The following is a 26175-nucleotide window of genomic DNA, read 5'->3' as shown; positions in this document are numbered from 1 at the left end:
TCTATTTACGTTCTAATCGAACGCGTGGATCAACTACTCCGTACAATAAGTCAATGATCAGGTTGATGAAAACGTAAGAAAAGGTTACAAACAGTACCACACCCTGAATAACGGCATAGTCGCGACGTTCTACTGAATTAATTATTAGCTGGCCAATGCCAGGAATATTAAAAATAGTTTCCGTAACTACAGCACCTGCAACTAGGGTCCCAAACGTTTGACCAATTACTGTGAGAACAGGTAGAAAAGCATTTCGTAGCGCATGTTTATATACTACATTTCTTTCCTTTACACCTTTAGAACGAGCCGCTTTAATAAAATTTGTGTTTAACACTTCCAACATTGAGGAGCGAGTCATACGAGCAAAAAGGGCAGCTTGTATAGCACCTAATGAAATTGCCGGCATAATGAGGTACTGAATATGGTTCCATAACCCACTACTTAAAGGCTGATATCCAGCTACTGGTAACCATTCTAGTTGAACGCCTACCAACAATATTAAAAAAAGTCCTAATAAAAAGCTTGGCACAGCCATACCCAACAAGGAAAAACCCATAATAGATTGATCCATAGTTGACCCCCGTCGCTTTGCAGCAGCTATTCCAAGGGGGACAGCAATTAACAAAGCCACTATTTCTGCTAAAAGCGCAAGAGAAATTGTAGGCATTATATGGTTACCAATAGCTTGTGTAACTGGCTCTTCCATGAAATAGGAGAAACCTAAATCCCCCTGAAATACACCAAATATCCAATTCATGTATTGTTCATATAATGGAAGATTGAGACCAAGCTGTTGACGTAACTCCTCAATTTGTTGAGCAGTAGCTTGTTCACCTAAAATGACAGACGCAGGATCACCAGGTGTCAGATGAATTATCATAAAGATAACTACTGACACAACTAATAAGACAGGCACAAGTGAAAGAATCCTTTTTAATATGTATAGATACATAGATAGACCTCCTTTAACTAACAGATCTATAATCTCATCCTAGAAACTTGTTAATGCTCCTCTGCAAGCAGATACAATTAATTACCAACCACTTTTCTATAGATTCAATATATTACTTTTTATATAATTAGTTTGCTAGTATTCTATTCTCTAACTTGTCCTATAATGACAATCTTTTAGAATTTTTAAGGAAAATTCCTGTAAATAACCTTCCTTTAAGTAGACTAATACTGAATTTATTTATGGTTATCCAAAAGATCTCATTATTAAAGTCAGTTATAAAAGGTTTATAACTGATACTATATTTCAATTACTTTTTATGAATATTACAAAATACACCTCTAAAAACCTTTTCAGTTTTTAATTTTTCCCACCTATAATAAGTTAAACGGCTTATACGGAATGGTTCGTATCCCAAAATAGAGGGGGTTTGATAAACTCAATTTTGATACCAGTCATCCGATAAATACCATGACGTCGAATTGACTCGTTTCGTTCAAGAAAGACAAAATAGTATTGGAGAGAAATGCTATTTTAACTAAATGACTTTTCACACCATGAAGCAACAGAACTAAAACTAAAAAAAGGCCGCCAGTTCTATCAAACCAGCAGCCCTTATCAATATATATTCAGGATTCTTTACAAAACCTGGAATGTGACAAAGTCACTTAAAATGATCGGTAGCCCCTATCAGTCGTCTAAAATAATCTAGCACTGAACCCAATTATCTCCCCTACAGTTTACTTAATATAGTATCCAGTAAGCTCAGGTAGATCTTTACTCACTAATCTTCCATTCCTAAAAATTTCTTTGCCATCTAACTTAATGGTTGGATACCAGAAAATATTGTCAAGGTGTCCATTAACAATAAGTTCACCACCCATTGTAGATTCATTGTTACCCATTCCGACGTGTCCGGTGCCGTAGATAGATTCATCTTCAATGAACTGTCCGCGTAATTTTGCTTTAGGATTTAAACCTATACCTAATTCAGCTACTTGACGGATACCAGGATCACCTACTTCTTCAAGACGCATTTCAAGTAGAGAAGCCTCATTACCTCCCTCAATCTTTGAAATATTTCCATCTTCTACGGTTACATAGATAGGTTCACTTACCATACCAATTGCTGAGTGAGCAGCATCTACGACAATTTTACCTTGAGTTGTGCCTTCTAATGGTGCGATATTCGCTTCCACACAAGGAGGGGCTGCGAACTTATCTTCATATTCTTTTTTTCCTTTGTGTAACCAACCATGCTCAAGGTCAATATTGTATCTACCTTTTAGATTGAACCATAGATTTGTACCAGCTGGTGTTGTTACTTCAGCTTCGTTGGCCTCTGTAAGCATTTGATTAACAGTCATAACAGTATCCTTGATTGCTTCAAAAGGGGTTTCAACCATTGTACGGGCGAATAACTCATCATCAACAGATGGAATGGTTAAGCAACGAGCGCCTGCGCGACTGGCATCACGACGAGCTTTCGTGTGACTCATTGACCATACTGTTGGCATGAAAACAACGTCAACAGCTTTCATTGCTTCACATACAGATTTATTCGGATTCATACCATGAAGTCTTCCATAAACAGGCATAATCACCAAATCAACATTTTTTGTTACTGATAAGGCTGCAGCCATAATTGCTTCACCATATTTAAGACTAGCGGTATCGGTAATAATTAAGACATCTTCACCTGGTTCTACCTTTGCACATTCTGTTACAAGAATTGATGCACCTTTAAAAATATCTGGTCTTACGTTCATAATAATTCAGTCCTTCCCCTTATAATGTTGTACTTTTCTTTGCAATTTCTGGTTGTTGCAATCGAGAAAACATGTTTAATGTCTTTTTTGATGGTTGGGTCATTTTGCTTACGATAATGATCAGTGTTAAAGAAATAGCCAAGGTTGGAATAATTGGATCAATGTTATTTGGTACAAATCCAACCCCCTGTCCCAATCTCCAAATAATTGCAATAGCGGCTCCGGAAATAATACCGGACCAAGCCGCTTCCTTCGTCATTTTTCTATAATACATACTCAATAGAATAACCAAGCCTCCAGCACTACCGGCAATAGCATATGCAATATTCATCATCTCAATGATAGATGCTGGTCGCCAAATCCCAATTGGTATTGCAACAACAGCTAGAATTACAATTACAAGTTTTGAATAACCAAGAACTCGTTTTTCGGAAGCATTTTTATTAATAAGCGTTTTATAGATATCAAGAGTTAAGCTTGTAGCAGCTGTTAACAACCAAGTGTTTACGGAAGATAAAATCCCAACAAATATTGCTGCCATGCCAAGTCCTACGATAAATGCTGGTGCATAATCCACCATTGAAACCATCCAAATTGTTTCTGCATCAGCAATATTTGGATACAAGATCTTTGCTGCTGTAGCAGTTGCAAAAATCATAATCCAGAAGGGCAGGTAAATTACAGAAATTCCAATACCTGCTTTTATTATTTCCCGTTCATTTTTAGCTGTGAAGAAACGGGTTAGAAATCCTGGATGCCCTAAGTAACCAAGACTCCAAATGATAACCCATGATAGTGATGCAAAAGTTCCAACACCACTCGTATTTGTAAAGAAGTTGGGCGACTCTGCCATAACAAAAGTTGTAATTTCGCCCCATCCCCCAGCTGCATTAATAATGATTGGAAAAGCTATAACAGATACGATTAGAAGAATGAACATTGCAATAAAATCACTATTAAGCACAGAAATCATTCCGCCAAAAACAGTTAATAATACGGTGACAACACCAATAATGAGAATACTAGTGGAGTAATTAAATCCAAACATACTCTCAAATAATAAACCACCCTGTACATAAAGGGTTCCCATTAGAATAACCATCCAAATGGTAACTAAAAGTGAGAACACAGGTTTTAATAGAGGACTATCAAAGCGCTCCGCTAAATATTGAGGTATAGTAAACTTACCAAATCTTCTAAGCTTAGGCCCTACAAAGAAACACATAATAAAAAACCCTAATGAACAGCCAATTAAGATCCAAAAAACAGAAGCACCTGTATTATAAAAGGAAGCTTGCATTCCCAGGAAGGCTGCCCCGCTAATTGTTGAAGCCATCAATGACCCAACAATTAAATACCAGGGTGCTTTTCTTTCAGCAATAAAGAATGAATTAACATCCTTAGCCTTTGTATAAGCAACAATAACAACAATTATCAAAAGCGCTACTACTAAAAAGAATCCAAACAATGTCCAAAAACTCATTTATTCCCCTCCTTTATAATGCTTTAATATAATGTTAAGCGCTTTCATCCTTTTCCGACTGATACCTATCGTTTTTTAATAAATATGTTCCAAGAATTATTGCCGCCACTATATTAGCGACTCCAACTAGTACAATGATAGACATATCAAATAACCACTCGATTTCTTCCACCACCTTTAGGTTTATAATTTACCGATATTTCTATATATTCTATTTATTTTAGTATACACACCCCAATTTGATATGTATAATATTTATTATATTAAATATTGATACTATTCAAATATCAATCTATAAATGGATGTCGGTGTAATATCCGAAGAGTAATCGAAAAGTAATAATTGTATAGGGGTGTTCAATATGGAATTAAGGCATTTAAAATATTTTATTGCGGTAGCAGAAGAGCTTCATTTCAGAAGGGCAGCTGATAGGTTACAAATGGCTCAACCTCCACTCAGCCAACAGATTAAAAAGTTAGAGAGCAATTTAGAAGTGTCCTTATTTAATCGAACCCAAAGGAAAGTAGAATTGACGCAGGCAGGACGGGTATTTCTAGAAAGGTGCTATGAAATCATAGATCTCATTAATTCTACTACTGAGGAAGTAAAGAGGGTTCAAAGTGGTGATATTGGCCAATTCACTCTAGGCTTCACCGGTTCAGTAACCTTTGATTTACTCCCTAAAATTTTGAGAGTATACCAATATTATTACCCGGACGTTCATATCAACCTAAAACAGTTAACCACTTCAGAACAAATAGTTGCTCTTAATGAGGGAAACATACATATTGGCTTACTCATTTCCCCCATTGAAAGTACAACTTTAGAAATTGAAGACTTACGCAAAGAAACTTTTCTTGCTGTATTGCCTAAAGATCATAGGTTAGCTAATGAAGAGCATTCTTTACATCCGTCAATGTTAAAAGATGAGCGTTTTATTATGACGGCAAAAGAAGCTGGATCCGCCTATTATTATTCTACAATTAGCTTTTTACATAAAAATGGTTTTAGCCCGAAGATATCTTTAGAAGTCCAGGAGTTATACACCGTCGTCGCAATGGTAGCATCTCGCTGGGGAATTGCTTTATTACCAGAATCAATTAGATTTTTAAAAAATCCCGAAGTAGTATACAAACAACTGGAAAATAGTTTTACAACCAAAACGTCTATTGCATATCGCAAAAAAACAAATTCACCAATTGTTGAATCTTTTATTAAATTAGTTAAGGATCACTTTCAAACGAAGGACTCTATTTAACAGGAGTGGATGTGAATAGATCGTTTTTCACAAATCGGTTGTAAAAGCACTAAAAATATTAAAAGAAGTTTATTAAACTAAATATATAAGAAAATATAATAAAGAAAAGGAAAGAATCAACTTAGAAAAACGCTACCACATATAATAATTTCAACTAGACAAGTAGGGAGTTCCCAGGCTTCATAAATAACTTCTAACAATTTATTGACCCAAACAAGACCGATAGTAAGATAGTAAGTAAACTATTAAAAGGGTATTTTTTGATACAATACAGTTAAGCAAAAGGAACATATTGTGGAATACCAACGAAGGGATCGGTATAAAAAGTGAAAAACATTTACCCTTTTTGTTTAATTTAACAGCACTCAAAAAACCCTCCATAAGCAAAAGCCACCCAAACGTCATTACCCACTCTCAGCAGGCTGCTTCTCCCTTTCTAAAAACAGAGAAAGAAGCAATCCTGTCACAGCAAACAAAAATGCGACGAAGAAGGCTGTTTTCACACCGGTCAAATAATTAGCTGGCTGTACGACTGCCTCAGTTCCGGACGCTACATTACTGATAAACGAAATAATAAACGTCAGTCCTAATGATCCCCCGAATTGGCGAGCTGTATTGATTACCGCAGTCCCATGCGGAATCAGCTTATCAGGCAAAGCATTGATGCCAGCGGTCATGATGGGCATATTAATCAATGCCACCCCGCCCATGGCAACCATAAATAACCCCATCGTAATAATAAATGGCGTATGAAGACCAAGAATTAAATGAAAGCCGAGTGTGCTTAGACTGAGCAGCACAAAGCCAATAATTGCAATTGTTTTGCCACCGTATTTATCAAACAATCTTCCTGCCAAAAGCGACATAGCAGCAAGTGTCAGCGCTCCGGGCATCACAATCAGGCCTCCGTAATAAGCTGAGAACTGCTGAGCATTCTGTACATACATCGGCAAAATCGTCTCGATTGAGATGAGCAGACTGAACGAAAGGATGGATACAAACGCAATCAGTGCAAAGACAGGCACTTTTAGCACACGAATTTCCAGAATAGGAGTCTCGAGCCGCAACTGACGAACCACAAATAAACCCAATGCTAGGGTTCCTGTAATCAGACTTGTAAGTGTAACTGGATCGGTTATACCACCTTCCTGTATGTTATTAAATCCGTAAAGCAATCCACCAAAACCAAGCGTTGACAGTATAATGGATAAGATGTCGATGTCTGTTTTTCTTTGCTCGGTAATATTGCGCATATAAAAGAAAGTAAAAAGCAGAATACATGCTGCAATCGGTAGGGTTATTAGAAACAACGAACGCCATTCAAAATAGCTAATCACAACACCGGAAATAGGCGGGCCAACCGCGGGCGCAACGTTAATCACAAGCCCAGCCAATCCCATCGCATATCCTCTTTTTTCTTTTGGATACAAAAGGAACAACAGTGTCTGCATTAACGGTATCATTATGCCAGACCCCATGCCCTGAATAACACGCCCTACGATCAGAGTGGGAAACGAAGGTGCAATCAAACAGATCAATGTCCCTGCAAAAAACAAGAACATGGCACTCATCATTAATTTCCTTGTTTGAAATTTATCAATAAAATAAGCCGTTATCGGAATCAGAACGGCAATAGTTAACATGTAACTGGTTGTCAGCCATTGGACTTCCGTTGAGTTAATCTCGAAAGCACTCATGATTTTTGGAAAAGCTGTAATGAGCAGAAATTGTGTCAAAACAGATAAAAAAGCGGCCGACAATACAATCGCTACAATTAGGCGTCTTTGGATTCGTGTTAGATTTACCGCAGTCATCTCACCTGCCTCCCTTCGTAGTTTTACGTTTCCTATTTATATACAACCATATTACATGTCACACAATGTTTCGGCAATCAACTAACAAACGCTGAACACTTAAATTAGAAGTGTGTTTCTGATTATGTAATCTTATCAAAGGCCGTGCACAAAATCATAGATGGGATTAATCGTGCCATCCCCACGAAACATCAAACCCAAAATAAAAAAGTCGCCAGTTTCAAAACAGCTGTCCTAGCTATTATTATTGTATAATTCAACAAAATTTGGGAAGTGACAGGCACATTGGCCCTCCTTCCACAACCACCAAATGAAGCAATAGAAACGCCCTCATGCTTCCTCTTCCCTAAAATCAGCTGACCTGCTAAACTTAATGTAACGAAGCAGGTGATTACATGACAAACGTTGTTAAAATATCGGTACGGCATCTAGTGGAACACGTATTTCGAAGTGGGAGTATTGAGTCCGGTGGTTTCCGTTCAGCGAACCCTCTTACAGATGGTACAAAGGCTCACCAGAAGATACAAAAAATGTACAAAAAAGATGATCAAAAGGAAGTCTATCTAAAAAAGGAGATTCCTTTTGAAAATATAAGCATTCATGTGGACGGACGCTGTGATGGTTTGCTTTTTCAGGAGGACGGTTCAGTAATCGTTGATGAAATCAAGTCTACTTCACATGCGCTCGGTACTATTACAGAAGAGACCTACCCAGTACATTGGGCCCAGGCTATCTTCTATGCATATATTTATGCGCTAGATCAGGAGCTAGCGGCAATAACGATTCAGCTTACATATGTGCAAGTTAAAACAGAAGAGCAGAAACAGTTTCAACGTACTATGACACTTACCGAACTTGAAGACTTTGTAATGGAAGTGGTCAGTCAATACGCTACATACGCTAAAGCTAAGATTCAGCATATAAATAACAGAGATACCAGCAGTAAAGAGCTGGCATTTCCTTATGGGGTCTACCGGGATGGCCAACGCAAGCTTGCGGGATCAGTCTACAAAACGATACTTGATAAAAAAGTTCTGTTTGCCAAAGCTTCCACTGGAATTGGTAAAACGATTTCCACTATTTTTCCAGCAGTTAAATCGATTGGGGAAGGCAACCTCCAGCGCATCTTTTACCTGACTGCAAAAACCATTACCAGACAAGCAGCTGAGGAAGCATTCCAGTTGTTGATTGAAAATGGGCTGGAAATGAAGGTTGTCACCATTACAGCAAAAGACAAGATCTGTTTTCAGGAGGAAGCTATATGTACCGCTGAGCATTGTCCTTTTGCTGAAGGTTATTATGACCGGATTAACGAGGCGATTCTAGACATTTTTGAAAACGAATCATTAATGAGCCGTACAGTGATTGAAGCCTATGCACGGAAACATCGCGTTTGTCCATTTGAATTTTCGCTTGATCTTGCTTACACAGCAGACGCCGTTATTTGTGATTATAACTATATATTCGACCCTAGAGTGTCCCTGAAACGCTTAATAGAAGACCAGAAAAGACAAGCAGTGCTACTCGTCGATGAGGCACATAACCTAGTTGATCGTGCACGGGAAATGTACTCGGCGGTGTTATTCAAATCAGCTTTTTTACAAGTACAAAAAGAATACAAAGATATAAATGGCGCTGTTGCTAAAGCCGCAAAGGCGGTCAATGTTTGTCTCGCTGAAAAGCGAAAGCAGGCAAATATAGTAGAAAAACAACTGGATGAAGACCTGGCAGTCCTGGTGGAAACGTTCACTGCAGTGGCAGAAGAAGAATTGGTTCAAAGTGAGGAATCCAATCAACTTTTAGTGGATACTTATTTTGCTGCCAGTAACTTCGCAAAAATCTGCCGGCTCTATGATAAATGCTTTGTTTCTTATGTTGAAGTAGACAAGAACGAGGTAATGTTGAAGCTGCTTTGCTTAGATCCATCACACCTGCTTCAGCAAATGGGAAAAGGTTTCCGTTCTAAAGTTTTCTTTTCGGCTACACTAACACCAGCGGATTACTATAAAAATCTGTTAGGAGGAACCAAGGATGACTATGTGTTATCCATCCCCTCTCCATTTGTCCATGAAAATGCAGAGATTCTTGTTAAGCCTTTGTCCACACGCTATCGTGACCGTGAACAGACACTGTTGCCAATGGTCAAGTTTATTCTTGATGCCCTGAAAAAGCATGAAGGGAATTTCATCATCTTTTTCCCGTCCTATAACTATATGAATAAGGTTTTCGAAGTATTTAAAACGGAAGCACCAGATGTAAAAACAATTGTCCAGGAAACCGGGATGTCGGAGGAGTTACGGGAGGATTTCCTAACTGCCTTCAAGGCAAGCGCAAATGAAAGATTGGTAGGATTTGCGGTACTTGGTGGCGTTTTTTCAGAAGGGGTCGATTTGAAAGGAGACCGGCTTTCTGGCGTCATGGTCGTTGGGGTCGGGCTTCCGCAAATCGGATTCGAACGAGATATCATCAAGGATTATTTCACTAATGAAGGACATAATGGCTTTGATTACGCCTACGTCTATCCTGGAATGAACAAAGTTCTGCAGGCTGGCGGCAGACTCATAAGGTCTGAGGACGATCAGGGGACCATTGTCTTAATAGACGACAGATTTTTACAGCCAAAATATCAGAAGCTATTCCCGGAAGAGTGGCGGCATTATAGAGTGGTTTGAAGCATGGAATTTCTAACATCCTGCTTCACCTTTTTTCGGGTGCCCTTGCTGAACAGAGTAATCGTTTCACCTGCAAGAGCGCCTATTGTTATACCCTATTTACGTTCTTGTTGTGTTTGCACATTAATCAACTTCTTCTTTATTGGTATTTATAAAAAATAACTTCTTAGATTTATATCACTGTGTTTAAACAGTTTTATTAAAAAAGCTCTATCTCATAGAGAATAATCCCCGTTACAATTCAGCTGGGACAAGGAACCTGTCCCTCATGTCCCCAATGAAGCATGGCAACGGTGGTTCTAACCTAGTTCTTTTTCAGTCTACATAGAAAGGTTGATTTTATTACAGATTAACAAGTGACAGACGCCACTCAAAAGTGCTATAATATTCACCAAAGTTGTATTTGGGTGTAATTAGTTTTGTATGATAGTGAAAACTCCACACGATTACATAACAATGGGGCAGGAGGTTCTTTTATTGTTTGCAAAAGAGCGGCGTGAAAAAATTATAAAAATGATCCATATTAATAAGTCAGTCAAGGTCTCTCACTTGATTGATAAATTTGGTGTTTCTTTTGAAACCATCCGACGCGATTTGGAAAGCTTGGAAAAGGGTGGCTATCTAAAGCGTGTACACGGTGGGGCTGTTCTAGACGAAGTGGACAGCCGGGAGTTAACCTTTACAGTCAGAAAAACCAAAAATGAAAGCGAGAAGAAAGAACTTGCCAAAACAGCAACCCGCTATGTAACAGAGGGGCAGTCCATCGCCATTGACGTGAGTACAACGAATACCGAATTTGCAAAAGCTTTGAAATCCAGATTCAAACGGCTGACTGTACTGACCAACTCCATGGTGATTGCACGAGAGCTCTCTGAAATGAACGATTACACCATTCTCTTTGCTGGCGGAATTCTTAGGAATCAAGAGTTGTGTTCCGTTGGGGACTATGCAGAAGATTTTGTTTCAAACTTTCATATTGATACGTTTTTTATGAGCGTTAGTGGAATTTCCCTTATGAGAGGTTTGACTGATTATGGGATAGGTGAAGTTCAATTAAAGAAAAAAATGCTTGAAGTTGCACAAAATTGTGTTGTCCTGGCTGATAGCACCAAGTTTGATGTAATCTCCCTTGTAAAAGTATGTGAATTTAACCAGATAACTCGGGTTGTGACGGACAGCATGATTAGTGAAAATGTAGTTGAGAGATTTCAGCAAAACGGAATTGATATTGTCTATTCATAACTGACACCGGCCCTTTGAGGATCTTGGTAAAGATTTAATAAAACAGCATCTAGTTGATTTCCAGAATCTAATCTAATATAGGCACGATCAGAGGCTCACGATTCAATCTAAAGAATCTGAGCTTTTTTTATGCATTAAAAAATAAAACTTCATCAAACACTGTTATGTCGGTACTTTTAACACATTACCTATGAAGTATTAACTAGAATACGGTTGACATGAATAAATTTACTTGTAAACTAGTTAATGACAAACAAACACACAAAACACACAAACTCACAATTTGTTTATGTGTGTTTCTTACATTTTTTTACCTTATCAAAAGACTGGAAACTTGAAAGGAGGTGTCGAATGAGCAGAATCCGAATAAATCATCAGGAATACGACATAGAAGGAATCCTTTTTGATAAAGATGGGACGTTATTGGATTTCGGCTCCCTTTGGTTGAATTGGACAGAACAGCTTGTTGAGAGCATAGCACACAAAACGGATAACATCTGTCAAAAACAAACGTTTGCCAATTCGCTTGGGTTTTCCTATAAATCATCTACATGGGACCCAGGAGGACCGCTTGCAATAGGGTCCATGCAGGATATCCTGACAATACTTTCACTAAACCTTTATCAACACAACATCCCATGGAACCAGGCTTTTCAAACCGTAAATGAAGTATACAGCGAATTGGAAAGCGGCCTGGATGATGAACTGTCGCTTAAACCTATTAAAGGTTTGCATACCTTTCTTGAAAAGGCAAGCGAGCAGTCGGTTAAGATGGGGGTTGTTACATCCGATAACCACCAAACTGCTAAGAACCATTTAAAAATCCTGGGAATTGACCACTATTTTGCATCCGTGATCGGACGTGATCTTGTAAAATATGGCAAACCATTTCCGGAAATGGTACATATCGCGTTGGACCAACTGTCACTTAATCCCGAAAAAACATTAATTATTGGAGATTCCAACGGGGATATGCTGCTGGGCAAATACGGCAAGACCCTGGCAAGCATTGGCATTGGAAAAAAAAATCAAACCCATTTAATTAATGCTGATCATGTCATCGAGGATTATACGCCAGAATTTATTAGTATGGACGAATGAAAGGAGACTGTTAAAACATGAAAAAAATTATTTCATTGACGATTCTAATAGTCGTTGCGCTAATCGCAGCAGGTTGCAATGACAATAGCGAGAGCAGCAGCGACAATAATGATGAACCAGTCAGCATCTATACCCACAATGACTCTGAGGAGATGCAAGCATTTGTAAAAGGAATGACAGAAGAAACCGGAATTGAAGCTGAGGTGTTACGCTTGTCAAGTGGTGAAGCGTGGAGCCGGATGAAATCAGAAGCGCCGGATTTTGGTGCGGACATGCAATGGGGAATGTTACATAGTTTTGCGATTAAAGCAAAGAAAAATGATTACCTTGCCTCATACAAGTCACCCACTTGGAAAGATATCCCTGATAAATTTAAAGATCCCGATGGAAAATGGTACGGCTGGTCTTACTGGTTTAACATGCTGGCTGTAAATAAAGAAATCATTAAAGAAAAAGGCCTGGATGTACCACAATCATGGGAAGATTTATTAGACCCGCAGTACAAAGGTGAAATCGTACTGCCGGACCCTGGAACATCAGGAACAGCCTATCTGTTTACCTCCACCATTCTACAAATAATGGGTGAAGAAAAAGGATGGGAATACCTTGAAAAGCTGGATAAAAACGTTGGCCAATATACAAAGTCAGGTTCCGCACCAGCACAACTCGTTGCCCAGGGTGAATATGCAATAGGGATCACATGGGATCAGGCGGTTTATGAACGAATCGAGCAAGGTTATCCAATCGAAGCAGTCATCCCTGAAGAAGGAGTGGGCTACAGCCTCGATGTTGTATGGATGTTTAAAAATGCCAAAAACAAAGAAAAAGTAAAAAAAATCATTGACTATATCGGTACAACGGACGCTATGAAGATAGCAGCAGAACATCGATCCATGGTAACGAATCCTGATATTGAAGCAGGTGTTAAAAATATCGAGAAACATTTGATTGATTATGATGCCGTTTGGGCTGCAGAAAACCGGGATCGTATCATGCAACAATGGAAGGAAAATTTTAATTAAAAAGAAAAGCGCAAGCGACCGTTTAGCAACGTACAAACTGGAGCACTCCGCAATGAGATAAAGGAAACACGGTAAGCTGCAAGCGAACCGATGTTGACTTATCGTAGTGAGGAGTGTGAAGTTTGCTAGTTGCTGGGCGCTGAAGCTGGACATAGATTGTTCCACTTGAGAACATAATAACGCTTAAATTTTATACTTTCTTATCTTTTAAAAAAGGGGTGTCTTACTTGGAAATAAACGGCACAAGCCTTGGTCATCCAAAACCTTTTCTGCATAAGTGGAAGAGGTTTTGGTCAGAACCATTATTCGCAATAGCAACCATTATTCTCGCAATATCAATCATTCTGTTTATTGTTGCTCCTGTCCTTGCTGTGTTGTTAAAAAGCTTTGGGCTGGGAACAGGGGCATTCACCCTAAATTATTACAGCGAGTTTTTTCAATCATCCTACTACTTTGAAGCACTGTTGAACAGTATGTATTCGGCTGTTGTAACAACGATGGCTGTTATCGTGCTAAGTATTATCGTCTCACTATATGTAACAAGGTCACAAAGTATTGCTGCCCGGTCCTACAAAGGTATTGCTTTACTTCCACTTGTTGCACCGCCATTTATTTTCTCATTATCGCTAATTATATTATTAGGGCGTAACGGCGTAATCACGCAATATCTTAATGATCTTTTCGGCTGGCAGTTCAGTATTTATGGCTTCTGGGGTGTTGTTATCGCACAGATTATTGGATATTTCCCAGTTGGTTATATGCTGGTAGAAAGCACATTGCGTACAACCAACGCCAGTCTCGAACATGCTTCGTACGATTTAGGTGCCAATCAACGAAAAACAATCTTTAATATTACACTTCCATTAGCAAAATCGGGAATCATTAAAGCTTCATTGCTTGTATTTGTTATGGCACTAGCAGACTTTTCAAATCCGCTGATTATTGGTGGAGGGCTGCCATTCCTCGCATCTGAAGCATATTTATTGGTTGTTGGACAGCAAAATATTGAACTCGCTGCCGTTTTAGGCGTATTTTTGATTATACCGAGTCTAATCGTTTTTGTTTTCCAGACGTATTTTATGAAAGAAGCAAACTTGGAAACAATCGACGGCGAGTCTGGCGGTTCAGCACCTCCATTAAAAGGGTATTTGAAAACAATCATCGTATCTATATCAACTGCTGTGATCGGTTTTATTTTATTGATGTTTATAATGGTTGTACTTGGAGCATTTGTAAAAATTATCGGAATCAATAATACGTTTACACTAGAGCACTTCTCGAATCAAACAGGTTGGGATTCCCTGTATACCAGTGTCATTGTTTCCTTTTTTGGAGCAATTCTGTCGGCAGGACTGGGTATCCTTCAAGGTTTCCTCTTTGCCAGAAAACCGATACCCGGAAAAAAATTACTTGAGTTTCTTACATTGTTCGGTTTAGCAGTACCGGGCACTGTGATGGGGATAGGCTATATTCTTATTTTCAACGGATCGCCATTCTTCCTGACAGGTACCGTTATGCTGCTTATCTTGAACATGGCATTCCGTAAAATCGGCGTTGGACTGGAAGCAGGTATTAGTAAAATGCATCAAATCGACACATCGATGGAAGAAGCATCCAATGACCTGGGCGCGGGACCTTACAAAACATTTATAAAAGTCGTATTGCCTCTGTTGACACCAGCGTTTATGGCAGGTTTTGTTTACGCCTTTATGACCGCAATGGTTTCCATCAGCTCGGTGATTTTTCTGATTTCACCAGGTACCAACCTGGCCGCAGTATACATTTTAAATCTCGCCAATCAGGCACAAATTGGATCGGCATCAGCAATGTCCTTTATATTAATACTGATTGTTTTATCATGTTTGGGACTTCTGAAATTTATCGAAAAGCGAACAGGTGTCAAAATTTAGTGCGAAAGGAAGCGATTGCTTGACTCCAACTATATTAGAATTAAAAAATTTATATAAATATTTTAACGATGTCAAAGCCGTTGATGATATTTCCATCGATATTCAAAAAGGAGAGCTGGTTTCGTTTATCGGACCGAGTGGTTGTGGAAAAACAACTTTATTGCGAGTCATTGGCGGTTTTCACGAACAGGATTCGGGTGACGTAATCCTTGAAGAGGAGACAATCAGCCATCTACCACCGAATAAACGGCAGACAGGAATGGTTTTTCAAAACTATGCACTTTTTCCGCATATGTCCGTTTATAAAAATGTTGCATACGGTCTGAAACAGCAGAAAGTCCCAAAAAATGAACGGGACACCAGAATCAAAAAAGCATTATCGCAAGTTCAGTTGGATGGATATGAATCACGAAAGCCAAGCGAATTGAGCGGCGGGCAGCAGCAACGAGTCGCAATTGCCCGTTGCCTGGTTCTTCAACCTAAAGTTCTTTTGTTGGACGAACCACTCTCAAACCTGGATGCAAATCTGCGAATGGAAATGCGGGAAGAAATCAGACGGTTGAAAGATGAGCTTGATTTGACCATCGTTTTCGTGACCCATGACCAGGAGGAAGCCTTGAGTATTTCTGACCGGGTTGCCGTTTTAAATGGCGGTAAAATCCAACAACTGGATACACCTGAGGTTATCTATAATCAGCCGAGCAATGAATTTGTAGCCGATTTCGTTGGTCAATCCAACATCTTAAAGGGAAATATTGAGCCTGCGGGAGATGAGATTTCCTATTTTAAATCAAAAGATATGCATTTCGAAATGAAAACACCACAAAATGATCTGAGAGAAAAATCGTTAACATTGCTTATCCGTCCAGAACGGATTCGTATTGATGAATCTAGCCCCATTAAGGGAACCATCACAAAAACACTTTATAATGGAAGTTTCATCCGGTTCTTTGTCCAAATCGGCAAGGAAGAATTAAGCGTTGATCATTTTAATATGAATGAAAAAGTCAATTATAAACAAGGCGATACAATTGGAATTAAGCTTCCCTCAACCCCGCATGTGTTGACGAATCAGAAAAGTGGTTAATGTGTGCGGCTGGTGACAAGTGAAACTTCCAATTTAAATATAATAGATAAAATGGAAAAGGAGGTGCACAATTCTATTTTTGAGGGAGAAGAAACCCTCTATGAATCACATTGTTTCGAATCATAAAATTCAGGAGGTACTTACATGTCTACTATTTTTCAGAAAAAATTTACGAAATTTATAGTTGCAGCAATTCTAGTTTTCTCACTAGGAATGACTGCATCTACTTTGAACACACAAGCAGAAGATAATTCAGGAGATTCGAATACCACTTCGGAAGAACCAAATGTAGTTTTTCCAGTAATCAGTGACACACAAATCGGTCGATCTGAAGGTGGTCCGGAGAGATTTGACAGTGCTATGAATCAGCTTAACCAACTCGCACCAAATCAAGATGCACTCGTTTTTATTGGCGACTTAACCAGTCATGGCTATGAAAAGGAATATGACATATGGTCATCCATCTTTAATAAGCATGTTCAGCCTCAAGCGGAACAACTCATTGGTATTGGAAATCATGAGTATAATTATAACGGCCTTACCCCTGAACAATCACAACAACGATTTTTTGATAAAACAGGCATGGAATCTCTTTACTATCAAAAAAACATCAAAGGCTATGACTTTATAATGATGGGTGAAGAACGTGGATACTTTTATTCAAACGAGCAGGTTCAATGGTTAGGAGAGCAGTTAAAGCAATCAGAACAGAGAGATCCGAATAAACCAATTTTCGTTTTCTTGCACCATGGTATTAAAAATACAACATACGGAACGGAAGATTGGTATATTGAAAATGATAACCAGAAATTGCTTCGGGAAACACTTAAAAAATATCCGCAAGTAGTTTTAATTGCCGGCCATACACATTATCCTGTTAGTGATCCTAAATCTATCTATCAAAAAGACTACACCGCTGTCAATTCTGGTTCTATAGCTTATATGTGGACAGAAAAGGGATATCTTCAAGGTGAAGTTCCTGAGGCAGAGGTTAGTAACGGACTTCTTGTGAAAGTCTATGATGATGAAGTTGTCATCAAGCGCCGTAACTTTACCGGCGAACGTTGGGTACAGGATCCCTGGGTTATTAAAACTCCAGTAAAAAGTAAAGAAGACTTTAAATATACAGACGATCGTGATCAGGAAAGCCCTTATTTCGATAAGGATTCGAAGCTTTCCGTTGGTAAACTAACGACGAACAGCTTGAAAATATCTTTCCCACAGGCATTGGATAATTTATTGACACATTCTTATCAAGTAACTGCCATAAATCAAAAAACCGGGGAAATTGCAAATCAGTACAAGGCCTTTTCGGAATATTATAAAGGAGAGGTGCCAAGCTCATTAGAATTTCCTGTAAATGATCTTCAACCAGCTACAGCATATCAAATTAATGTACAGGCTATTGATGCCTTCGGAAATGTCAGTAATAATCTGACTACAAATGCAACAACACTAGCAGAAAGCGTTCTTGAAATGCAGGAAGTAGTCAAACGGTTTGAGGATCAGGGAGAGTTCGTGAACCATGGCGTCGCCCAATCACTGAAGGCCCAATTAAATACAGTAAACAAATTCACACAAAATAATGCTTCAGAAAAAGCTATTACACACATGACCGACGTTAAGTCTTTATTAGAGAATAGGAAAGAGAACAATCAAATATCTGATAAAGCGTATAACTATCTCATGATGAATACGGACAATTTAATCAACAAATGGAAATAGTTTAATAAAGTTAAATATAGCCATAAATTACTCAATTAAGTGAAAAAAGAGAGGGATTCTTCCCTCTCTTTTTTATGGCTGAATTTTTGCATAGGCACTGTTCTTATGCATCCTGTGCAAAATGAAAGGAGTACCAAGTAAAGCAGTAGAAACGCTTCTTCGTCTCCTCTCGCTAATAAAATACCACAGTGAAAAACACCATGGTAGAGCCAAAACTTATATTTGCAAAAAATAGTGCCACTAATCTAAGTAACACTATCCTCACTTTTGGATTTCTTAAAAGCTTCCCATAAACCCCATATATACATGATTCCAAGTGCGCGGTCATTCAGTCCATAACCGGGTCTGCTTCTTTCTCCCCAAATATGTCTACCGTGATCCGGTCTAACATACCCGGAAAACTGAGTTTCGTGATAACTCTTTACTACATTATAAATATCAACAGTTCCATCTTCTGTACGATGTGATGTTTCAATAAAGTCGCCGTTATCATACGTTTTTACATTTCTAATGTGAGCAAAATGGATCCGATTTGTAAACTTTCTTACCATATCAGCAACATCATTATCAGGATTAGCACCAAGTGATCCACTGCATAAAGTTACACCATTATATGGATCATCAACCAAATTTAAAAACCTCTGGATATTTTGTTTATTCGTTATAATTCTTGGCAGTCCAAATACTGACCATGGTGGATCATCAGGGTGAATGGCCATTTTGATGTCGTTTTCTTTGGCAACCGGAATAATTCTTTCAAGGAAGTATTGAAGGTTAGACCATAGATCTTCTTCGGTCACCTGCTTGTATTGTTCAAAAAGCTTAGATAGATGCTCAAGTCTTTCAGGTTCCCAGCCGGGCATAGTAAACGAAGAATTCCGAGAAATCATATCTACTAACTTCATTGGATCTGAATTTTTTATCTTTTCATTTTCAAAAAATAGGGCCGTTGATCCATCATCCATTTCCTTAAACAATTCTGTCCGTGTCCAATCGAAAACTGGCATGAAATTATAACAAATAACCTTCACACCCGCCTGTGCGAGCTTCTCTATTGTCTTGATATAGTTAGTGATATATCTATCACGCGAGGGTAATCCCAGTTTTATATCTTCATGAATGTTGACACTTTCTACAACATCTATATTTAGACCGCTTTTCTCTACCTGTTTTTTTACCTCTATGATCTTTTCATTAGGCCACTCTTCTCCTGCCGGAATATCATGCAAAGACCAGACTACACCTTCTACACCAGGTATCTGTTTAATATGTTCTAATTCTATAGTGTCGTTTCCTGTTCCAAACCACCTAAATACCATTCTCATTTTATTACACTCCCATTGGACTATACCTTACCTATCTTTTTTTAGGATTAGACCTTTTGAATAAGCTTTCTGGCATTATTCTCAATTTCATCCAGGCTTCCTTTTACCAGTGAACTACCTACACCTACAACTTCGGCTCCATTTATAAACCAGTCATCTATATTATCCAAATCCACTCCGCCTGTTGGCATAATTGACAATTGTGGTAATGGCGCTTTAAATTGCTTTATTGACTTTGGGCCAAAAACTCCACCTGGGAATAGCTTAATCAACGAACAGCCTGATGATAGTGCGGACATCATTTCAGTTACTGTCATACATCCAGGCAAATATGGAATTTGATAGAGATTGCATAACGATGCTGTTTCTTTATCAAATCCTGGGCTTACAACAAATTTTGCTCCTGCTTGCATTGCGATCTTAGCCGTAGTTACGTCTAACACGGTTCCTGCTCCAATTAATATATCTGGATAATTTTCTGACAAATTTACAATTGCCTTTTCCACCTGGGGGGTTGTATATGTTAACTCAATACTTGTAATTCCCCCTCGAATGCACGCTTCAGAAATTTCAATTGCTTCTTCACTTGAATCTGCCCGAATCACAGCTACTATTTTTGATTCCGTTATTTTTTGTAATATATTTACCATTTGCAAAGCATTCACTCCCTGCTAGATCTTAGTTGCTCCAAACCCACCGTCTACTGTTACCATTGAACCAGTAACAAATCCTGCAGCTTTTTCTGATGCTAACCAAATCACTGCGCCTTGTAATTCTTCAGGATTACCGAATCGTTTCATTGGCGTATGGTCCATGATTGATTTAACACGTTCTTCCGTTAGTATTTTACGATTTTGCTCTGCTGGAAAAAAACCCGGAATTATAGCATTTACTCTGATATTATAAGGGGCTAATTCCTGTGCCATAAATTCGGTAATACTATTAATAGCAGCTTTAGAAGCTGAATATGTTACTACCTTTGTCAATGGTGTTATTGATGAAACAGAAGATATATTGATGATGCTGCCACCACGTTCTCTCTCTTTGTTCTTCCGTGAGAATTCCTGACAGGTAAACATAACAGATTTTAAATTCACATCCATAATGTTATCCCACTCATCTTCTTTAATATCAAAGAAAGGTGTTGAGCTATTCACACCTACTGCATTAACCAATATATCCCATCCACCGTACTCATTATCAATAGTTTCAGCTACTTCTTTAATAGAATCCAAATGCAGCACATCTGTTTTAATAAAATCTACTTTTACATCATACTCTTTAATCTCTGTCAAAATAGAATTTGCTTTTTCTTCATTACGTCCAGTTAAAATAATATCAGCGCCACTTTGTGCTAAGCCTTTTGCCATAGACGAACCAAGTGTACTCGTCCCGCCCATAACAACTGCCATCTTACCTTGTAAATTAAACATTTCATTCATCAAAAAACCTCCAAACATTTTCCATCATACATCCTAATTATTACTCTGGATGGCATTTCATACATCAAGTAAAAAGGCTTTTACCAATTAGTCCTGAACGATTCTCATAACCGGCCTGATTAAACACGTTTTGAGAAGGAGCTAATTTACGTATCTCCAGGCCGTTCCACAACATCTTCTTCATAAACTTGCCGATAACCTACTGTATAGTCTGTGTCGCGTCCAACGGAATATATGGATTGATTACGTAAACAACTTGGAAGCATTCCCCTTACTCATCCGACCGAGATCCATTAGTATAATTAAGAATCCTATCTCTCAATAACCTTTTTATTCTCTAATTTGTTCAGAGCATTTTCCAAGTACGGTAGCCCCTCATTGTCACCAATGACTTCCACAACCATAGAACCAATTATATTACCAAACTTTAATATTTTCTCAGGACTCCAATTATTTAATATTCCGTAAAGGACGCCAGCATCAAATCCATCTCCAGCACCAACTGTGTCTATTTCATTAGTGTTTTTTTCCGAAGGCTGTTTGTATAAGTTATTATCAGTCCATAGCATTGCACCATTTTCACCCTGTTTGATAAATAAGTGGGAAATGGAATATTCTTTTACTTTTTCTACTAAGTTTTCTATTCTATCTGTATTAAATAACAATTCCATTTCGTCGATTCCAGCAAGTAAATAGTCGACATCTCCCATCCAACGCAGCAATGTAGCACGAGCCTTTTCTTTGCCCCAAAGTTTTAACCGGATGTTAGGATCCATCGAAATTTTCAAATTATGCTTTTTTGCCAATTGGATTGCTTTGTCAACAGTTGAAATATTTTGATCATTTACCGCTGGGAAAACACCTGTAATATGCAAGAGCCTAGCCTGTTTAATAAAAGATTCATTTAGTGAATCTGAATTTAGCGTTAAAGTAGGTGACTTCTGTCGGTAGTAAAATGTATTCGAAGAACCATCTCCATTTATTTCTTTAAAATTAATCGACGTCGGATAGTCTTTTATTAGTTTCACTTCACTAACATCAATACCTTCACCACGAGCAAAATTATATATATATCTACCAAATTCATCATGACCTAACCGGCTTATCCACCCTGTTTTCAATCCCAGTCGGGCACATCCAATTGCAACGTTAAATTCCGCCCCGCCAACTTTACGTTTAAAAGAGTTAACAAAACGCATTGGCCCAGTTGAATCAGGATCAAAAGTAATCATAGCATCGCCAATTGTTATAACATCATTCACTTGCAAAACCTCCTTTCTTTGTTGATTGCGAAAATGAATACTTGGATTATTCAATTCTGATGACTCTTCTTGTTTTGCCATAACACTTCAGCTGCACCCGATCCAAATAAAACACCACTTACAATGAACACTAACCCTATTAATTGTATAATTGAAACTTGTTCGCCTAGAAAAAATACTGCCCCTAGTATCGAAAACAAAGTACTTAAATTCATAAAGGCGGAGGTTTTAGCCGGTCCAACATATCCTACCGAATAATTATAAAGCATATGACCAATTGCTGTTGCCATTATTCCAGAGGCAAAAAGAATCGGCCAAAATAAACTGGGTACAAATTGAAAGGAGTAAATACTCCCTGGATTTTTCACTAAACTGATGGCAAACAATAAAGATGAACCAATCAAAAACATATATGCAGTTAATAAACGCGGATCTAACGTTTTAGAAACCTTTTTGATTATAATAAAACTAAGAACTTGACTGACAATTGCTATTAGTACAAAAGAGTCACCTAAGGAGATTGTACTAGTCTGATCACTCCCGGTAATGACGGTGCTCCATACACCAATTACGCCGAGTAAAAAACCGAACCATTGCAATTTTGAAGGGTGTATGCGAAGTAATACCAAGCTAAAAATTGCAGTTAAGATTGGGCCAGTACCCATAATTAATCCCGCATTTGTACCTGAAGTCATTGTTAATCCTACAGAAAGAAAATAATGATGAATAACAACATTCAGCAAAGCTCCTCCAACAATATATGGCCATTCCTTTATCTTTGGATATCGAACTAACTTCAACATTGATAAAATGAAGAATACCGTTAGTGAAGCTAAAAAAATCCGTAAAGCTGTCATCATAACTGGATCCATTTGGGCAGTTAAATACTTTACTGCCGGTAAATTCATCCCCCATACAAACATAACTAATATAAGAATGATGTACATTTTCAGGATGCTCATTTAATCACACTTTCGTTCTTAAAGACTACTTATTAAAAAATAAATCGTTCGAAATTAATAATTGGTGATAATGCTGCACCTATGCTCATGCTGTATCTTTCATTACCGAAGATTATTTTAGTTTTTTGATAGGGTATTTCTAAAGCATTTTCATTAATATACTGTAAGCATCCATTTGTAAAGTCATTATAATTATTGTATGGAGTATCAATCATGATTTGGTTAGGATTAACTAAATGAATTACCTGAACCAGTGCCTTACCTAAATTAATGCCGTAGTTTTTAACCACTCTATTTATTTCAAGTGAAGTATCATCTTGGTTTGATAGAACTTTTTCTTCTATTGGATAGGAATATCCAAGTTCACCTAATCTTCTTTTAAATGCGTTATTGCTAATCAGAAGTTCTAAACAACCTCTTTGTCCGCAAGCACATAATTCACCATTGGGATTAATAGAAATGTGTCCGATCTCACCAGCGGTCCAGCTTCCACCATTCATGATTTTATTATCAATAATAAATGTACCACCAACACCTTCCCCAACACGTACATAAAATGAACTACCACCATCTCTGTTGCCTTCTTTTTCAATAGCGCTTATCGCACTCATGTTTACACTGTTTTGCACAAAAACCGGTACATTATGATTTTCAAAATCCTGGAATGAAACATTCTTCCATCCCATATGAGTAGAGTTATATACAATACTTTTATGAGAATCAACTATACCAGGAATACCAATCCCAATCCCCAGAACATTATCATATTTTTCAAGTAATGTTTTTATCATTGAATCTAATTTCATTTTTATATAATCTGGATCTTTACCAATATAGGATAGAGTTTCTCTTTCTACTAACTCACCGTAATAATTAACTACAGAGTATTCAATCCCTTTTTTACTAATAGCAAATCCAAGAGATTTATAGCCTTTTTTATTAATCTCAATAATAACTTTAGGTCTTCCTTTTGATCCTGGTTCCTTAAAACCAGTTTCTTTTAAAATTTGATTATTAATAAACTCATCTACAATTAGTGAGATTGTATTCTTGCTTACATTCATTTGCTTTGCTAAATCTTGCCTAGACGTTTTTCCCAGCTGACGAATTAGGGATAACACCTTTCTTTTATTTTGCTCTCTAAGTAACCCTGTTCCTTTAGACAAAATTACACTCCTCTGTTCAAGTAAAAATTTACCACCACCTTATTATATATAAAAAATATTATAATTTCTTGATTTTACCCTTAAATTGATCAATAAATCTTGCATTCCATTCATCTCCGCCCGTAGCATTTCCGCTTTTCCAGATTGGAGGTTGAATATTCTCTTTTGCAAGTTGGTTAGTTGCTTCTATACAAATTGAATTTAAAATAAACGCATTTACAAATGTAGACATAGCACCAACTTTTTGTTCCTGTCCTTGAATTTCCAAAACAGCGTCTCCAACTTTAATTTTCGAATCAATGCTTACATCTGTTATATCATGAAGATTGTGTTTAGACGGGTGCCTAGCAGGATGATCGATAGGTGTATTTTCAGCATGCTCGACTGAGCTAACGCCAATTGTTTTTACGCCTCTTTCTTTGGCCTCTAACACCGCATCGATGGTCGCCGCGTTTATTCCATATGCATTTACTACTATTAATAGATCACCTGTTTGTAAGTGATTATCATCTATTACAATTCTTCCATACCCAGGTGTTCGTTCTATTGCCATCGATCTTAAAGCACCATTGCTTAACAATGTTCCTTCATCAAGGATAGCACTAGCATGCATCAATCCACCTGCTCTAAAGAAAATTTCTTGTGACGCAAGATTTGAGTGTCCACCTGGACCAAACACATAAAAAATCCTATCTTGTTTAATCTGTTCTGCAACTATTTGTGCTGCATCAATAATTTTCTCCTTTTCAGTTTTAACTATTTCTTTTAAGAAATTATTAATCTCTTCATAATATTTCAGTGTTAAATCCATTCTATTCACTTCCTTTTTGGTAAACGAGTTTACCTTTTTTGTATGTCTCTATGACTCTCCAATTACTAGATTTCGTATCAAGCAAAATCAAATCTGCAGGTGCCCCTATAGTGAGCCCTTTCCGCTGATCTATTCCCATTAATTTTGATGGATAAATTGAAGCCTTATTAATCGCTTCTCCCAGTTCGGCTACCTCACTGTCTACAAAGTGTTTTACACCTTGTAACAAATATTTAGCAGAGCCTGCTAACAAATTGGGATTATCCTTTAAAAATAATCGTCCGTTTTGTGATAATGTTACTTCCCCGCCAACAGCTGTAGTGTAATCACCTGGCATCATTCCTGATAATGCAACACTGTCACTAATGAGAATCATTTTATCTCTTTTCACTTTATTTATTACTTTTAAAACGTTTTTAGGTAAATGATTTCCATCAGATATTACCGATGCCCAAAGATTCTCTTCTGCTAATTGATCCCAAATATAATTTGGGTGTCTTGCTAGAGAAGTATGGGCGCCATTTCCTAAATGGGTTGATAATACAGCACCAGATTTCACAGCTTTATCAATTTGTTCGGCATTAGCAGAGGTGTGTCCTAAAGCAACTTTAACACCATTTTCTGTAGCCTTTTTAATAAAACTTATAGAATCTTGCCATTCAGGTGATAACGTAATAAGCTTAATCATCCCTTTTGCTTTTTCTTGTAAATCACAAAACTCGCTCCAACTCGGAGGACGAACAAAATCTTTGGAATGTGCTCCTCTTGGTCCATCTTCCATAGAAATATATGGTCCCTCTAGATGGAATCCTCCGATTGCATTTACTTCATTTATAGAATTTAATGCTTGCACGTTTTTTTCAAAAATATAAGATAACTGATTAAATGAATTACTTATAATTGTTGGATAAAAAGTAGTTACACCAACTTGGTTTAAATAATTAATAACCTTACTCCACTCATCCTTTTTTAATGGGTTTTTATTAAAGTCTGTACCCATATATCCATTTATTTGTATATCTACCAAACCCGGAGTAATTATACTCTGTAAATTATCATCTGTTTCGATTTCTCGAATTGAATTGATTCGTCCGTTTAGTATTTTTACTTCTATTGGATTTCCTGTTTTGTAATGGATGCCTTTAACTACTTGTGTTTCTCTGTCTATCATG

General features: G+C 37.7%; 20 protein-coding genes. 8 read left to right on the top strand and 12 right to left on the bottom strand.

The window, feature by feature from the left end:
• Position 1 precedes the first annotated feature (1 nt).
• From ACE1TG_RS05090 to ACE1TG_RS05080, 3 genes are all read right to left on the bottom strand, one after another.
• The gene (locus tag ACE1TG_RS05090; protein ID WP_375051277.1) at positions 2–952 is read right to left on the bottom strand and encodes an ABC transporter permease; all 951 of its coding nucleotides are present in this window, start codon (positions 950–952) and stop codon (positions 2–4) included.
• Between the two features lie 740 nt (positions 953–1692).
• Positions 1693–2721, bottom strand: a complete 1029-nt coding sequence (locus ACE1TG_RS05085; RefSeq protein ID WP_375051276.1) for an aminopeptidase — start codon at positions 2719–2721, stop codon at positions 1693–1695.
• A 19-nt stretch (positions 2722–2740) separates the two neighbouring features.
• Positions 2741–4204 (bottom strand): sodium:solute symporter family protein, encoded by a 1464-nt coding sequence (locus ACE1TG_RS05080; RefSeq protein WP_375051275.1) that lies wholly within the window; start codon positions 4202–4204, stop codon positions 2741–2743.
• Positions 4205–4565: 361 nt separating this feature from the next.
• Here ACE1TG_RS05080 and ACE1TG_RS05075 point away from each other — a divergent pair, with 361 nt between their 5' ends.
• Positions 4566–5462 (top strand): LysR family transcriptional regulator, encoded by an 897-nt coding sequence (locus tag ACE1TG_RS05075; protein ID WP_375051274.1) that lies wholly within the window; start codon positions 4566–4568, stop codon positions 5460–5462.
• 404 nt (positions 5463–5866) lie between these two features.
• Here the strand turns inward: ACE1TG_RS05075 and ACE1TG_RS05070 are convergent, their stop codons facing one another.
• Entirely contained in the window at positions 5867–7276 is a 1410-nt protein-coding gene (locus ACE1TG_RS05070; RefSeq protein WP_375051273.1) for an MDR family MFS transporter, read from the bottom strand.
• A gap of 395 nt (positions 7277–7671) precedes the next feature.
• Between ACE1TG_RS05070 and ACE1TG_RS05065 the strand changes: the two genes are divergently transcribed.
• The 7 genes from ACE1TG_RS05065 to ACE1TG_RS05035 all read left to right on the top strand — a co-directional run bounded on the left by ACE1TG_RS05065 (position 7672) and on the right by ACE1TG_RS05035 (position 18035).
• The gene (locus ACE1TG_RS05065) at positions 7672–9948 is read left to right on the top strand and encodes an ATP-dependent DNA helicase (RefSeq protein ID WP_375051272.1); all 2277 of its coding nucleotides are present in this window, start codon (positions 7672–7674) and stop codon (positions 9946–9948) included.
• Between the two features lie 477 nt (positions 9949–10425).
• On the top strand, positions 10426–11190 hold the full coding sequence (locus ACE1TG_RS05060) for a DeoR/GlpR family DNA-binding transcription regulator (RefSeq protein WP_375051271.1): 765 nt from the start codon (positions 10426–10428) through the stop codon (positions 11188–11190).
• A 351-nt stretch (positions 11191–11541) separates the two neighbouring features.
• Positions 11542–12291, top strand: coding sequence for an HAD family hydrolase (locus ACE1TG_RS05055; RefSeq protein ID WP_375051270.1), 750 nt, complete (start codon positions 11542–11544; stop codon positions 12289–12291).
• A gap of 17 nt (positions 12292–12308) precedes the next feature.
• Entirely contained in the window at positions 12309–13313 is a 1005-nt protein-coding gene (locus tag ACE1TG_RS05050; RefSeq protein ID WP_375051269.1) for an ABC transporter substrate-binding protein, read from the top strand.
• Between the two features lie 227 nt (positions 13314–13540).
• Positions 13541–15223 (top strand): ABC transporter permease, encoded by a 1683-nt coding sequence (locus ACE1TG_RS05045; RefSeq protein ID WP_375051268.1) that lies wholly within the window; start codon positions 13541–13543, stop codon positions 15221–15223.
• Positions 15224–15242: 19 nt separating this feature from the next.
• Positions 15243–16310: an ABC transporter ATP-binding protein gene (locus ACE1TG_RS05040; RefSeq protein ID WP_375051267.1), complete on the top strand. Its 1068-nt coding sequence runs from the start codon at positions 15243–15245 to the stop codon at positions 16308–16310.
• Positions 16311–16454: 144 nt separating this feature from the next.
• A complete protein-coding gene (locus ACE1TG_RS05035; protein ID WP_375051266.1) occupies positions 16455–18035 on the top strand; it encodes an FIMAH domain-containing protein in 1581 nt (526 codons plus the stop codon).
• Positions 18036–18280: 245 nt separating this feature from the next.
• Here ACE1TG_RS05035 and uxuA read toward each other — a convergent pair whose 3' ends face one another.
• The 8 genes from uxuA to ACE1TG_RS04995 all read right to left on the bottom strand — a co-directional run bounded on the left by uxuA (position 18281) and on the right by ACE1TG_RS04995 (position 26174).
• Complete coding sequence (uxuA, locus tag ACE1TG_RS05030) at positions 18281–19360, bottom strand: mannonate dehydratase (RefSeq protein ID WP_375051265.1); 1080 nt, start codon at positions 19358–19360, stop codon at positions 18281–18283.
• A gap of 47 nt (positions 19361–19407) precedes the next feature.
• The gene (locus tag ACE1TG_RS05025; protein ID WP_375051349.1) at positions 19408–20010 is read right to left on the bottom strand and encodes a bifunctional 2-keto-4-hydroxyglutarate aldolase/2-keto-3-deoxy-6-phosphogluconate aldolase; all 603 of its coding nucleotides are present in this window, start codon (positions 20008–20010) and stop codon (positions 19408–19410) included.
• Positions 20011–20031: 21 nt separating this feature from the next.
• Positions 20032–20802 (bottom strand): glucose 1-dehydrogenase, encoded by a 771-nt coding sequence (locus ACE1TG_RS05020; RefSeq protein ID WP_375051264.1) that lies wholly within the window; start codon positions 20800–20802, stop codon positions 20032–20034.
• Between the two features lie 311 nt (positions 20803–21113).
• Entirely contained in the window at positions 21114–22064 is a 951-nt protein-coding gene (locus ACE1TG_RS05015) for a sugar kinase (RefSeq protein WP_375051263.1), read from the bottom strand.
• A gap of 50 nt (positions 22065–22114) precedes the next feature.
• Positions 22115–23011 carry a DMT family transporter gene (locus ACE1TG_RS05010; RefSeq protein WP_375051262.1) on the bottom strand — a complete coding sequence of 299 codons (897 nt, stop codon included), beginning with the start codon at positions 23009–23011 and terminating at the stop codon, positions 22115–22117.
• A 47-nt stretch (positions 23012–23058) separates the two neighbouring features.
• The gene (locus ACE1TG_RS05005; protein WP_375051261.1) at positions 23059–24192 is read right to left on the bottom strand and encodes an ROK family transcriptional regulator; all 1134 of its coding nucleotides are present in this window, start codon (positions 24190–24192) and stop codon (positions 23059–23061) included.
• Between the two features lie 58 nt (positions 24193–24250).
• Entirely contained in the window at positions 24251–25003 is a 753-nt protein-coding gene (locus tag ACE1TG_RS05000) for a sugar isomerase domain-containing protein (protein ID WP_375051260.1), read from the bottom strand.
• A gap of 1 nt (position 25004) precedes the next feature.
• Entirely contained in the window at positions 25005–26174 is a 1170-nt protein-coding gene (locus ACE1TG_RS04995) for an N-acetylglucosamine-6-phosphate deacetylase (protein WP_375051259.1), read from the bottom strand.
• Position 26175: the final 1 nt, after the last annotated feature.

The sequence above is a fragment of the Virgibacillus sp. JSM 102003 genome (assembly GCF_041949995.1).
In the GTDB taxonomy this organism is placed as follows: domain Bacteria; phylum Bacillota; class Bacilli; order Bacillales; family Amphibacillaceae; genus Lentibacillus.
This window is presented reverse-complemented; position numbering and strand designations above follow the sequence as displayed.